This is a genomic window from Schumannella luteola (genome assembly GCF_013408685.1).
GTDB classification, from domain to species: Bacteria; Actinomycetota; Actinomycetes; order Actinomycetales; family Microbacteriaceae; genus Schumannella; species Schumannella luteola.
Map to the genome: position 1 here is coordinate 2182653 of NZ_JACBZY010000001.1, position 11915 is coordinate 2194567.

Genomic DNA, 11915 nt, shown 5'->3' on the forward strand with positions numbered 1-11915 from the left:
GGTGAGCGCACGTCGCTCCCGGGTCTTCGGCGTGTTCGCCCTGGTGCTCGCCGCGGCCCTGCTCGTCCTCGCGGTGTACTCGCTGTCCCGGAGCGGTGACGACGGGTCGCTCGTCGGCCCCGCCGGATCGGCCATCGTGGCGGCGCTCGTCGCGGTGCTCATCGCCGTCATCGCCTTCCGGGTAGGCCGCGGCGGCGCCGGAGTCCGTGCGCAGACCGGACCACTCACCCTGTTCACGATCCTCGCCTTCGTGCTCGGTGTCGCGGGCGCCGGGCTCGGGATCCTGTTCGGCCTCGTCAGCGGCTCGGGCGGCGCGATCTCCGCCGGGCTCGGGGTCTTCGCGCTCGCCCTCCTCGTGGCGGTGCAAGGCGCGCTCGTCTACCGGCTCGCCGCTCGCGCGAACTGAGCTGCTTCCCGACCGCATCCCGTCGGACGTCATCCCCTGCTCGAGCCTCCGATGCCGACCGGGGCGGGCGGTGACGTCGGCGTCGGACTTCACGGCGCGCGCGTGAGAGCATCGAGGGGATGAGGATCGCGGTCACCGGAGCGAGCGGCTTCGTCGGCGGTGCGATCGCGACGGCGCTCGCCGATCGCGGCGACGAGGTCGTCGGCTTCGGGCGCACGCCGCGGCGCTGGACGCATCCCCGCGGGCGCTACCGCGTGTGGGATATCACGGCCGGCCAGATGGTCAGCGACCAGGACTTCGACGCGGTCGTGCACGCCGCCGCCCTCGTCGACCCGGGCGCCTCCCGCGAGGAGTCCATGCGGGTCAACCAGTTCGGCACCCGCAACGTCGTGCGCAGCTTCGTCGGCTCGCGCGTCGTGCACCTCTCGAGCACGGCGGTCTACGACCTCATGGTGCCGAGCGTCGACCTGCCCGAGTCGACGCCGCCCGCGCGCCGCTTCCTCAGCGGCTACTCCGCATCCAAGCTGGCGGCCGAGCGTGAGCTCGCCGGCGCGGACGCCGTGCTGCTGCGACCCCACCTGATCTACGGGCCCGGCTCGCCGCTGATCGGCGTGCTCAGCCGCGGCGCGCGTGCAGCGCGCGGTGCCCGGCTGCCGCTGCCCGGCGGCGGGCGCGTGCGTCACCGTCTCACCTCGATCGGCAATGTCGTGCACGCCGTCGAACGCGCCCTGCGGCCCGAGACGCCGCGCGGCACCTACAACATCGGCGACGCGACCCCGGTCGAGCTCGGCGGCGTCGCCACCGAGCTGCTGTCGCGCCGCGGACTCGACGTGCGCGTCGTCGACGTCGACGTGGATGCGGCCGCCCGCGCCGTCGGAACCCTCGAGTTCGCGGCCCGCGCCGCCCGACGGCGCCCGCTCATCACGCGGCACACGGTCAAGCTCATCGGGCTCGAGCGCACCTTCGACCTCAGCGCCGCCCGCGACCGTCTCGGCTTCCACCCGACACCCACGACGCTCGACGGAGCCGACGACTGGTAGATCCGAGCGAGCTCACCACCGGCGCATCCGGCTCACTAGGGTCGACGCCATGAGCGATGTTCGCGACCGTTCGGCCCGCCTGTTCCAGATGGGCGACGGCACCGACCGCATCCAGTTCTTCAGCGATGCGGTGTTCGCGATCGCGATGACGCTGCTCGTGCTCGACATCCGCCTGCCCGCCGACCTCGGCGAGCACCCCGATGCCGCGCGCGTCACGAGCGCCCTCGTCGAGCTGTGGCCGCAGTTCTTCGGCTACCTGCTGAGCTTCGTCGTCATCGCGATCAACTGGGTCAACCACCACCGCAAGTTCCGCGTGATCGAGCGCTGGGACTCCGGTCTGCTCGTCGCGAACTTCACGCTTCTCGCCCTCGTCGCCTTCCTGCCGTTCCCGACCAGCGCGCTCTCCGACTACGGCGCGGTGACACCGGTCGTGGTGCTCTACGCGGCCACCGTCGCCGCCCTCAACCTCGCGCAGGCCTGGATCTGGGTGCACGCTCGCCGCCGCGGACTGATGTCGGACTCGGTTGATGCGGGCGTGTACCGCTACGTGATCGCCAACCTGCTCGCGATGCCGGTGATCTTCGGCCTCTCGATCGCGATCGCCTTCGTCTCGGCGAGCTGGGCGATGTACTTCTGGATCCTCACGGCCCCCGCATCGGCGATCGTCGTCGGGGCGGCGCGGCGGCGGTACAGCCCTCTGGGAGCGTCGACGTCAGCATCCGCACGGGCCGCGGCGCCGGAGCCCGACTCGTCGGGGACTCCCTCGCCGGAGCCCGACTCGCCCGAGCCCGACTCGCCGGAGCCCGACTCGCCCGATCGGAACTAGCCCTCGGCGTCGAAGTCGAGGCTCAGCTTGCGCAGCAGGCCCGACAGCCGCTCCTGATCGGCGGCGCTCAGTCCCGACAGCAGCTCGCGCTCGGCATCCAGCAGCAGGCTGATCGCCCGGTCGACGCGCTCGCGCCCCAGTGCGGTCATGACCACGAGGATGCCGCGGCCGTCGTGCGGATCGGTGCGGCGCTCGACGACCGTGCGCGCGACGAGCCGGTCGATGCGGTTCGTCATGGTGCCGCTCGAGACGAGGGTCTGCTGCAGCAGCGCCTTCGGGCTCAGCTGGTACGGCTCGCCGGCCCGCCGCAGCGCCGACAGCACGTCGAACTCCCACGGCTCGAGGTCGCTCGCGGCGAAGGCCGCCTTGCGCTCGCGGTCGAGGTGCTTGGCGAGGCGCGAGACGCGCGAGAGCACCTGCAGGGGAGTGAAGTCGAGATCGCCGCGCTCGCGTGACCACGCATCGACGATGCGATCGACTTCGTCGGAGGCGAGCATCCGCCCATCATGGCACCCTGCGCCGGGAGCCGGTCGTCGCTCTCCGACGACCGACTCCCTTCGCATCATCAGGCCGCCTCGGCCTCCGTCTCGAGCGTGAGCGGCGAGGTCAGCACGGCGAGCTCGCGCTCGCTCGCCCGGCGCACGCGGCGCGCTCGCACGGCGAAGGCGATTCCGGCCGCGACGCCCGCGAGGGCTGCCGCCGTCAGGAACGCCTCGGTGTAGCCGGCCTCGAGAGGCAGGCCTGTCGCATCCGTGTTCGCGAACACGATCACGGTCACGACCGAGCTCGCGATCGCTCCGCCGATCGTGCGCAGGTTCGCGTTGACGCCGGTCGCGATGCCGGTCTGGGTCGACGGCACGCTCTGCACGATGAGGCTGGTCATGGCCGCGTAGGAGATGCCGAGACCGAGGCCGAAGAGACCCGCCTCCGTCGCGACGAGCCACGGCTGCGAGTGCAGCAGCGCCATCCCGATCGCCGACAGCGCGAGCAGGGCGGCGCCGCCGCCGAACTGCACCCGGAAGCTCACGACCTTGCCGATCGGCCCGCTGAGGAAGCCCGCGGCCGCCATGGTGACGAGCATCGGCAGCATGAGCAGGCCCGACTGGGCGATGGAGGCGCCGAGGCCGTATCCGGTCGAGGTCGGCGTCTGCACGAAGCGAGCGAAGAAGGCGAACACGGCGAACATCGCGCCGCCGAGCAGCAGGCTGGCGAGGTTGGTGCTCCAGATCGCCGGGGCCCGCATGAGCCGCAGGTCGACCAGGGGCTCGACCGAGCGCAGCTCGACGGCGACCCAGGCCGCCATCAGCACGACGGCGAGGGCGAAGAGGCCGAGCACGAGCGGTGAGGTCCAGCCCCAGGCGGCGCCGTTGCTCAGCGGCAGGAGCAGGGCGACGAGCCAGCCCGAGAGCAGGATGCCGGCGGGCACGTTGATGCGGCCGTGCTCGCGCTCGGTCGAGCGCGGGATCACGAGCATGGCGAGGATGCCGCTGGCCACGACGAGCGCGAGGGGCAGCAGGAACAGCCCGCGCCAGGTGAGCGCTTCCGCGAGGGGACCCGCGATGACGGTGCCGAGTCCGGACCCGATCGCGATGACCGCCGACATGGCGCCGATGGCCGAGGCGATGCGCTCGCGCGGGAAGGTCTCGCGCAGCAGTCCGAAGGCGAGCGGGAACAGCGAGGCGCCGACGCCCTGCAGCACGCGGCCGATGAGCAGCACGCTGAGGTCGGGCGAGGCGAAGGCGATCAGGTCGCCGGCCGCGACGATCGCGACGACGGCGAGCAGGGTGCGACGGCGGCCGAACAGGTCGCCGACGCGCCCGATCAGGGGAGTGGCCACGGCGGCGGCGATGAGCCAGGCGGTGAGCGTCCAGTTGACGCCGGCCGGGGTCGTGGCGAGGTCGCGCTGCATCTCGGGCAGCACGGGGATGACGAGGGACTGCAGTGAGCTGAGGCTCGCGACGCCGAGGGCGAGCGCGAGGAACACGGTGAACGGTGAACGAGGCACGAGGCCTTCTTCCTTCTGATGGTTCCGGTGGTTCTGACGGTTCTGTCGTGAGGTGCCGGGGTCGGAGAGGCGCGTCGGGCGGTGCGGGCCGGGCGGCGTGCTTTCGGCGACGAGGCGGCGTAGACTGGAGGCTGGCTCCGATCGGAGGGAGCCTCCGCTTAGATGACATTAGCGGAGGGTGCCTCCGCTTCGCAAGCCTCGATTGGAGTTCTTCCGTGAGCACGTCTGCGAGCACGGCCTCGGCTGCCGTCGCGACCGCCGCATCCGGCACCGCACCCGCCGCTGGTTCGACCGCCCCGGCCGCTGCCGCCTCGACGGCCGCCGCCGAGCTGCTCGCCCAGCTCTCCAGCGTCGTGCAGCGCCCGAAGCGCGCGGATGCCGCCCGCAACTACGACGCGCTCGTCGCCGCGGCGCGCGACATCTTCGCCCGCGACGGATCCGGCGCCTCGCTCGAGGAGATCGCCCGCAGCGCGGGAGTCGGCATCGGCACGCTGTACCGCAACTTCCCGACCCGCGACGAGCTGATCGAGGCCGTCTACGTCGAAGAGGTGCAGTCGCTGGTGCTCGCTGCTCAGGCGACCGAGACCCTGCCCTCCGACAAGGCGCTCGGCGCCTGGCTCGAGCGCTTCCTCGAGTACGTCGGCACGAAGCGCGCTCTCCTCGAGGGCCTCAACAATCGCGAGTCGACCGTCTTCGCTCAGTGCCGCAGCGTCATGTACGGCTCGGGTGAGCCCGTGCTCCAGCGCGCGCAGACCGCCGGCGCGGTGCGCGGCGACGTCAGCATCTCGGATGTCGTGCGTCTCATCTCCGGCGTCGCCGGCGTGGTCGTCGACGACGACGCCCAGCGCGACCGCCTCATCGGTCTCGCGATGGACGGCCTGCGCCCCGTCGGCTGACGGCGCCGCATCCTCTGGCAGACTCGTCCTGCGCCGCACGCGGCGCGTTCCGCCGTGGTGTAACGGCAGCACGACGGCCTTTGGAGCCGTGAGGTTCAGGTTCGAATCCTGGCGGCGGAGCGAGTCGAGCAGGATCCGAGAAGCGCTCGTCGACGGTGCCTGCCTACCCTGAGTGCGTTGTCCACCACGCGAAGGGAAGACCATGCCGGATCAGACCGAGACCTTCTCCGCCGACGAGCGCAAGGCGATGAAGACCCGTGCCGCCGAGCTGAAGAAGCGCGAGAACGGCGACGCCGAGGTACGCAAGATCATCGACGTGATGACCGACGAGGAGCAGGCCATCGCCCTGCGCATCCACGAGGCGATCCTGGAACAGGTGCCGCAGCTGCAGCCGAAGCTCCGCTACGGCCAGCCGGCGTACTACCTCGACGGCACGGTGCTCTGCTTCTTCATGGCCGCGTCGAAGTACAAGACGGCATCGTCCATCTTCGGATTCGACGACGCGACCCGCGTGCGCGACGGGGACATGTGGCCGAGCTCCTACGCGATCCAGAATCTGTCGACCGCCGACGAGAAGCGCCTGCTCGACCTCGTGAAGCGCGCCGCCGGCTGATGTTCTGTCGAGTGAGCGCGCCGGCGGATTCGGTCAGCCGAGGTCGAGCGTGCAGTCGGGTAGCTTGATTCCCCGCCCTCGACGCCACGCCCACGCGGTCGACCGCACCTCGTCGTGAAAGAGGTACTCGCCGGAGACGTACTCACTGCCGGCCGGCGTCGACACATCGGCGCTGACGCCGTCGTCCGGGATGAGGGAGGCGGTGGGGCTGTGCTCGTAGAACGAGAAGTCGATGCGATCCCAGTGCTGCGGCACGGGATCGCCGTCGGGTGCGAGCGACCAGCCCTGCATCGACGTCGAGATCGGCACGCCCCTGCCGAACATCGCGCTGGGGCCCGAGTAGACCCGGGTCGCGGTGGTCGTCAGGATGCGGCGGTAATCCCCGAACTCGATCGTGACCGAGTCGGCGGAGAACTCCTCGCAGAACGCGATGTCGATCGTGTCGCCGTCGACGTGGTAGGCGAGCGATTCCTCCAGGCTGCAGCCGCTGAGCGCGGCGGCCGCGACCCCGAGCAGGCCGAGCGCGGCAGGGACACGAGCGGCTCTCATGGCGTCACGTTAGCGATCGGTTGACGGACGCGGATCACGGCAGGATCTCGGCTGGATCCCGTCCTCATAACGGCGAGATCCTTCATGACGCAGCGCTGTGGGATCGTGGACGCGCACGCCTGCCGTCTCCAGAAAGCAGCACGATGACGACACCGCATCCGGCGCTCGAGCCGCGGTACTTCGCCCGCATGGCGGCGGCGCTCGGCGACAAGGCGCGCGTGCTCGAGCATGTGCGACCGGGGCACGTGATCGACGCCGGAGCCGGCGGGGGAGAGCTGGCGGGGATGCTCGCCACGCTGCCCGGCGTCGACGTCACCGCGCTCGACCTCGCCGAGGAGTCGCTCGCGCGCCTGCGCGAAGACGGGCGCTTCGCGGTCGAGCAGCGCGAGCTCGGCGACGATCGCGAGCCGCTGACGGCGCGGCCCGCATCCACCATCGTGTTCAGTGCTGTGCTGCACGAGGTCTACTCCTACGCGGCGGAGCCGTGGGCGGCGCACGAGCGCGCGCTCGCGCAGGCGCGGGCGACGCTCGCGCCCGGCGGCGTCGTCATCATCCGTGACGGGGTCATGCCCGAACGGCCCGGCGAGCCGGCCGAGCTGCGCGGACGCGACGACACCCTCGTCGAGCAGTACCTGGCGCTCTCGTCGTTCGCCGAGACGCGACTCGGGCGGATGCGTCCGGGCGTCTGGGCGGGAACGCGGCACGCCGTCTCCGAAGCGCTCTGCACCCTCACCTGGGGTGCGGCCTCGCTTCCCCGCGAGGCGCTCGAGCGCTTCCAGCTCGCGACCCTCGACGGCTACGCAGACCTGCTCGAGCGGGCGGGGCTGCGCGTCATCCACCGCGAGGCGACGACGCAGCCCGGCTATCGAGAGCATCTGGATGCGGCGGGCTGGTCGGCCGACGAGCCGGACGGCGCGTGGTTCCCGCCGACGACGGGACTCTGGGTGGCGGTCCGCGACGACGCGGACGCGGGCGGTGGATCCGCCTAGGCTGCGACGCCGCCGGTTCCGGCTGTTACCGGTCCGTCCCCCTGTCGGGCCGGCATCCGGGCGCCGAGCGCAGCGCCGGGGACCCGGAGCGCGGATGATCAGATGACCGGCTTCTGCCAGCCCGCCTCCGTGGCGGCCCAGCGTCCCGCATCCGTCGTGTCCTGCGGCGGATACGGCGTCGGCGAGCCCGGAGCTGTGCGCCACAGCGCGAGATCGTTGTCCCACTGTGCGCTCAGCTCGCCCGCCCACACCAGCACGCGCGCGTCGTAGAACGCCTGGTACAGCGCGAGCGCGAAGTCGGGCAGGAACCCCATCGCGTATCTGTTCCCTGAGCCGAAGTCGCCCGTGAGCAGGCTCGCGCGCACCGCCGTGTAGCCGTTCGGCGTCAGATTCCAGCCGACGGTGACCGCCCCGTTGCCCGCCAGGAATCCGCCGGTCGGATCGAGCACGTTGCCGAACACCGAACCCAGCTTGATGCTGACCTTCTGGATGCTGCGGGGCTTGTACCGGTCAGAGCCGAAGTTGAAATGGGCGCCCAGGTTCCGCGCGATCGCGCAGACCGTGGCGTGGATCCAGCGGCTGTCGGCGACGACGACGAAGCGGGCGCCCGGGCTGAACAGCCACCGCTCGGTCGCATCGAACGGCTCCCACTGCAGCGGGTTGAGGGGCGGCGGTCCGTTCTGACCGGCGAACGGCGCCGGCCAGGAGCCCGCTCCCGGCTGGGCGGCAGCGGATGCCGGCGGTGTCGGCTGGGGAGGGACATAGGCGGGCAGCGGGGCGGCCGGAGGCGGCGCGACCGGGGGTGACTGCGGCGGGGCATAGTTCTGCGGCGGTGCGTACCCCTGGGGCGGTGCGAACTCCTGGGGTGGCGCGTATCCCTGCGGTGGTGCGTACCCCTGGGGTGCCGGCGCCGGATAGCCGTACCCCGGGGAAGGCGGCGCGTATCCCTGCGGTGGCGGTATGGAGGTCGACGCGCCAGGGGGATACCCCACCGGCAGCGGCGGCGTGATCTGCTGAGGCGGGGCGCCCTGCGGCCCAGCGGGTTCGGATTCGGGCTTCGGCCTTGCGGGCTCCGGCTCGGCGATGCCCGGGATGCGCACCTGCGTCGGCACCTCGGACTGATCCGGTTCGGTCGACGTCTCCACGCCGTCGCCGGCGTCCGGATCTCTGCTCACTTTCCCATCATGCAAGACGGCGGACCGGGTCTGCTCAGCGCCACCCCAGTTCGTCGTCTTCACTGAACTCCATCCGCTCGTCCAGCTCGGCGAGCGCGACGAGGGCGAGTCGCACACACCAGGCGACCGCGCCCAGCGCGAGCACGATCGCGAGGATGATCAGGGCGGCGGCCGGGTCGAGGATGGCGGGGTCGAGGGCGTCCATGTCGGCAGTGTCGAGCGCGCATCCGGGGGAGTGCCCGGAACGGCGAGCTCCCGGTCTGAGAGCTTCGACAGACTGCGCGCTTCACGCTGCGGCCGAGGCGTGAAGCGAACTGCTCACGGGCTCTCTGCGCGATTTCGGCGCGAGTCGAGATGATGGTGTCAAGTCACCGACGCTGACGGGGAGGTCTCGTGAAGAAGGAGCAGCTCGCTGGCTATCTGCTCGAGGAGGTGCTCGGGTACCTTCTCGAATCGAGTGGCTATCGCCTCGTCTCGGAAGCGGACGACCCTGCGTCCCTGGTGTCTCGGAGCAACGGATTGTGTGTCCGCGGCCGAGGTGCGGAGCACCAGGCGGAGGCTTTGGGAGACCTCGACATAGCGGTGCCGTTCTCGTTGCCCATCCGCCTCTTCGTCGAAGCGAAATGCGTGGCCAGACCGACCCCGATCGGTGTTGTGCGCAATGCGCACGGAGTGGTCCACGACGTCAACGAGTTCACGCATTCGAGCATCGCCACTTCGCGGACTCTCCGTCAGGTGCAGTACCGGTACTCGGTGTTCTCGACAGGCGGGTTCACGAAAGACGCCCAGAGCTTCGCGGTTGCGCACCAGATCTCACTGATCGATCTCTCCAGCTCTGTGTGGTCCGGGCTCGCCAAGTCGCTTCTCGATGCCGCGTCCGCTGCGCTTCGCCTGAACCTCGGCGAAGAAGGCAACGTCGCGACCGTGCGCCGCGCTCTCCGCGAGTCGCTTCGATCGACCGATTCGGTCGAGTACGAAGATGATCAAGACCTTGCGCCCGGGGCCGAAGCGATGCAGTCCATCTCGAGGTACTCGGTTGGTCGGTGGGCTCGTGATTGCGCCGAGAACGTTCTGCGCGGGAAGACTGGCAAGAACGATCTCCTGCTCGGGTTCGTCGACGCGCCGTTCGTGCTGGCCCTGAAGCCGGAAGACATCGATCGCTTCGATGAGCATGCGAAGCTCTTCGGCGACGACTTCGCAGTGTCGATCCGGTTCGGGCGCAGGAGCCCAACGGGAGGCGATTGGGTGATCCGTCCGATCGATGATCCTGACGCGTTTGCCCTATCGTTCCCGATTCCCGAAGCAATCGAGCAGATCGTGCTCGCGGAAGATCCGGAACGACAACGCCGGGCGGCACAGCGAGCCAAGCGCTCTCTTCTCTCGACGATCACGGTTTATCGAAACGGACGGGCGGTGCGTCTCAGATATGACCGCACACCAGCCGAGCCGTCGCCTGTTGGCGACTCCATGCTCCGTGAGCACCTCGAGGGTCGTCCCCTCGACGACTTCGCCGCCGCGGGGCACCCACTCATGCCCCACGTCTGGCCCCGAGAGGCGATCGACTCGCTCCTGGACAGACTTCATCGGGACCATCACGTGCTCGAACGCGTCATCCGTCGCGCGGCTGAGCTCGGGGGGACGGTGTCGCGCGACGATGTGTACTCGATCGCGGAGTTCTCTCCCGATCGCACCCTGCGTGGATTCACGCGACCGACGGACCGAATCCGCGACGAGATGGTGGGTGAGTTCTCGTTGCCGGCGACGGCGCTCTACCCGCTCGACGTCCACTACCGAAACGGGTCGCGGGTGTTGAGTTACCGCGTCCCTCCTGAGTTCGTCGAGAGACTTCACGGGCGAGGGGCGGATACTGCCTGACTCCCGGCGGACGATCAAGGTCGTCACACGGGCGGGCGGCGTAGCGTCGGGCAACCGCCCTATGACGCCGCCGGTCGGCTCGTCTCGCGGCAGGAGGCAGTTATGGCACCGAGAATCGGAGCATCGCGCAGCGGCGCTCCCGACGATCCGGCTGCCGCGCGCGGCATCGGGCGCCGGGCGCAGTCCGCGATCTTCCGGGCCGGCATCAGCGGATCGCGCCCGGCCGTGCCGGTGGACGCGGATGCCCTGGAACGGGCGGCGCGCCGACGCCTCACCGCCGAGGCCTTCGCCTACCTCGCGGGCGGCGCCGGCGCCGAGCGCACGATGGCGGCGAATCGCGCCGCGTTCGGCCGCTGGCAGCTCTGGCCGCGTCCGCTGCGCGACGTGAGCACGCGCGACCTGTCGATCGACTTCCTCGGGGCGCGGCGGCCGACGCCGCTACTGCTCGCGCCGCTGGGGGTGATGGAGCTCGCGCATCGCGATGCCGACCGGGCCGTCGCTCGGGCGGCCGCATCCACCGGCATCCCGTACGTGCTCTCGAACCAGGCCTCGGTCGCCATGGAGGAGGTCGTCGCGGCGGCGCCGGCCGGGGCCCGGCTGTTCCAGCTGTACTGGTCGGCCTCGGATGAGCTCAACGCCTCGCTGCTGCGCCGCGCCGAGGCGGCCGGCGCTGAGGCGATCGTCATCACGCTCGACACGCACCTGCTCGGCTGGCGCACGCGCGATCTCGACCTCGGCTTCCTGCCGTTCACCCGCGGACTCGGCATCGCCCAGTACACGAGCGACCCGGTCTTCCAGCAGCTCGTGCGGGAGCGAGTCGGCGCGGCAGGCGCGGGATCGGCGACCCCGGCCGGTGCGGACGCCGGCGATGCCGCGTCGCGCGTTCGCGTCACCCCGAAGACCGTCGCCGCCGGCGTCTCGATCGCGCGCAAGGGAGCCCCGCTGACGGGCGCCGGACTGCGCGACAGCCTGCGCTCGCCGCTGCCGCGCGCCGCCGTCGAGACCTTCCTCGACGTGTTCTCGACCCCGGCACTCACCTGGGCCGCGCTCGCGAAGGCCCGCGACTGGACGAGCCTGCCGATCCTGCTCAAGGGGGTCGTGCATCCCGACGACGCGGAGCGGGCGGTGGATGCCGGGCTCGACGGCATCTGGGTCTCGAACCACGGCGGCCGCCAGGTCGATCAGTCGGTTCCGACGCTCGCCGTGCTGCCCGATGTCGCGGCGCGCGTCGCGGGGCGCATTCCGATCGTCGTCGACTCGGGCGTGCGGCAGGGCTCGGATGTCGCGATCGCCCTCGCGCTCGGCGCGACCGCCGTCGCGATCGGGCGGCCCTACGCCTACGGTCTCGCTGTCGCGGGGGAGCGCGGCGTCGCCGAGGTCGTGCGCAACCTGCTCGCCGAGCTCGACATCACGCTCGGCCTCGCCGGGCACGCGACGATCGCCGAGCTCGGGCCGGACTCGCTGCGCGCGGCCGACTGAGCGGGCGCCGGGCGCCGGGTGTCGAACGTCGGGCCGGCACGACCGTACTCGACGCCTGTCGA

The 11915-nt window shown here is 71.0% G+C and carries 13 protein-coding genes and 1 tRNA gene; 9 read left to right on the forward strand and 5 right to left on the reverse strand.

Annotation, left to right across the window (positions count from 1 at the left end):
• Position 1: 1 nt before the first annotated feature.
• The 3 genes from BJ979_RS09810 (at position 2) to BJ979_RS09820 (ending at position 2272) form a co-directional block, all read left to right on the forward strand.
• Positions 2-406 carry a hypothetical protein gene (locus BJ979_RS09810; protein WP_179567454.1) on the forward strand — a complete coding sequence of 135 codons (405 nt, stop codon included), beginning with the start codon at positions 2-4 and terminating at the stop codon, positions 404-406.
• Positions 407-525: 119 nt separating this feature from the next.
• A complete protein-coding gene (locus BJ979_RS09815; protein ID WP_179567456.1) occupies positions 526-1446 on the forward strand; it encodes an NAD-dependent epimerase/dehydratase family protein in 921 nt (306 codons plus the stop codon).
• Positions 1447-1495: 49 nt separating this feature from the next.
• Positions 1496-2272: a TMEM175 family protein gene (locus BJ979_RS09820; protein ID WP_246286742.1), complete on the forward strand. Its 777-nt coding sequence runs from the start codon at positions 1496-1498 to the stop codon at positions 2270-2272.
• Here the strand turns inward: BJ979_RS09820 and BJ979_RS09825 are convergent.
• Together BJ979_RS09825 and BJ979_RS09830 are read right to left on the reverse strand one after the other, a co-directional pair.
• Positions 2269-2769: a MarR family winged helix-turn-helix transcriptional regulator gene (locus tag BJ979_RS09825; RefSeq protein ID WP_179567458.1), complete on the reverse strand. Its 501-nt coding sequence runs from the start codon at positions 2767-2769 to the stop codon at positions 2269-2271. The two genes, BJ979_RS09820 and BJ979_RS09825, sit on opposite strands and share 4 nt — an antisense overlap.
• Positions 2770-2837: 68 nt before the next feature.
• The gene (locus BJ979_RS09830; protein ID WP_179567460.1) at positions 2838-4277 is read right to left on the reverse strand and encodes an MFS transporter; all 1440 of its coding nucleotides are present in this window, start codon (positions 4275-4277) and stop codon (positions 2838-2840) included.
• A gap of 215 nt (positions 4278-4492) precedes the next feature.
• Here BJ979_RS09830 and BJ979_RS09835 point away from each other — a divergent pair, with 215 nt between their 5' ends.
• The 3 genes from BJ979_RS09835 to BJ979_RS09845 all read left to right on the forward strand — a co-directional run bounded on the left by BJ979_RS09835 (position 4493) and on the right by BJ979_RS09845 (position 5786).
• Positions 4493-5173 (forward strand): TetR/AcrR family transcriptional regulator, encoded by a 681-nt coding sequence (locus BJ979_RS09835; RefSeq protein WP_343046655.1) that lies wholly within the window; start codon positions 4493-4495, stop codon positions 5171-5173.
• A 48-nt stretch (positions 5174-5221) separates the two neighbouring features.
• Positions 5222-5293: transfer RNA gene (locus BJ979_RS09840), tRNA-Gln, on the forward strand.
• Between the two features lie 82 nt (positions 5294-5375).
• Entirely contained in the window at positions 5376-5786 is a 411-nt protein-coding gene (locus BJ979_RS09845) for a DUF1801 domain-containing protein (RefSeq protein ID WP_179567462.1), read from the forward strand.
• 33 nt (positions 5787-5819) lie between these two features.
• Here the strand turns inward: BJ979_RS09845 and BJ979_RS09850 are convergent, their stop codons facing one another.
• Positions 5820-6335 carry a hypothetical protein gene (locus BJ979_RS09850; protein WP_179567465.1) on the reverse strand — a complete coding sequence of 172 codons (516 nt, stop codon included), beginning with the start codon at positions 6333-6335 and terminating at the stop codon, positions 5820-5822.
• Positions 6336-6478: 143 nt separating this feature from the next.
• On the opposite strand from BJ979_RS09850, the gene BJ979_RS09855 reads away from it, so the two are divergent.
• A complete protein-coding gene (locus BJ979_RS09855; RefSeq protein ID WP_179567467.1) occupies positions 6479-7324 on the forward strand; it encodes a methyltransferase domain-containing protein in 846 nt (281 codons plus the stop codon).
• 98 nt (positions 7325-7422) lie between these two features.
• On the opposite strand, the gene BJ979_RS09860 is transcribed toward BJ979_RS09855, so the two are convergent.
• Positions 7423-8562 (reverse strand): hypothetical protein, encoded by a 1140-nt coding sequence (locus tag BJ979_RS09860; protein WP_179563970.1) that lies wholly within the window; start codon positions 8560-8562, stop codon positions 7423-7425.
• Complete coding sequence (locus tag BJ979_RS09865) at positions 8534-8704, reverse strand: hypothetical protein (protein ID WP_179567469.1); 171 nt, start codon at positions 8702-8704, stop codon at positions 8534-8536. The genes BJ979_RS09860 and BJ979_RS09865 overlap by 29 nt, the downstream gene beginning before the upstream one ends.
• Before the next feature lie 188 nt (positions 8705-8892).
• On the opposite strand from BJ979_RS09865, the gene BJ979_RS09870 reads away from it, so the two are divergent.
• Both BJ979_RS09870 and BJ979_RS09875 read left to right on the forward strand, forming a co-directional pair.
• Positions 8893-10374 carry a PDDEXK family nuclease gene (locus BJ979_RS09870; protein WP_179567471.1) on the forward strand — a complete coding sequence of 494 codons (1482 nt, stop codon included), beginning with the start codon at positions 8893-8895 and terminating at the stop codon, positions 10372-10374.
• 102 nt (positions 10375-10476) lie between these two features.
• Complete coding sequence (locus BJ979_RS09875; protein WP_179567473.1) at positions 10477-11853, forward strand: alpha-hydroxy-acid oxidizing protein; 1377 nt, start codon at positions 10477-10479, stop codon at positions 11851-11853.
• The last annotated feature ends 62 nt before the right edge of the window (positions 11854-11915 follow it).

Bases quoted from the DNA above. Each gene is read 5' to 3' on its own strand.
- BJ979_RS09865 (WP_179567469.1), bottom strand. From the start codon at position 8,704: ATGGACGCCCTCGACCCCGCCATCCTCGACCCGGCCGCCGCCCTGATC.
- BJ979_RS09820 (WP_246286742.1), top strand. From the start codon at position 1,496: ATGAGCGATGTTCGCGACCGTTCGGCCCGCCTGTTCCAGATGGGCGAC.
- BJ979_RS09875 (WP_179567473.1), top strand. From the start codon at position 10,477: ATGGCACCGAGAATCGGAGCATCGCGCAGCGGCGCTCCCGACGATCCG.
- BJ979_RS09850 (WP_179567465.1), bottom strand. From the start codon at position 6,335: ATGAGAGCCGCTCGTGTCCCTGCCGCGCTCGGCCTGCTCGGGGTCGCG.
- BJ979_RS09845 (WP_179567462.1), top strand. From the start codon at position 5,376: ATGCCGGATCAGACCGAGACCTTCTCCGCCGACGAGCGCAAGGCGATG.
- BJ979_RS09855 (WP_179567467.1), top strand. From the start codon at position 6,479: ATGACGACACCGCATCCGGCGCTCGAGCCGCGGTACTTCGCCCGCATG.
- BJ979_RS09815 (WP_179567456.1), top strand. From the start codon at position 526: ATGAGGATCGCGGTCACCGGAGCGAGCGGCTTCGTCGGCGGTGCGATC.
- BJ979_RS09825 (WP_179567458.1), bottom strand. From the start codon at position 2,769: ATGCTCGCCTCCGACGAAGTCGATCGCATCGTCGATGCGTGGTCACGC.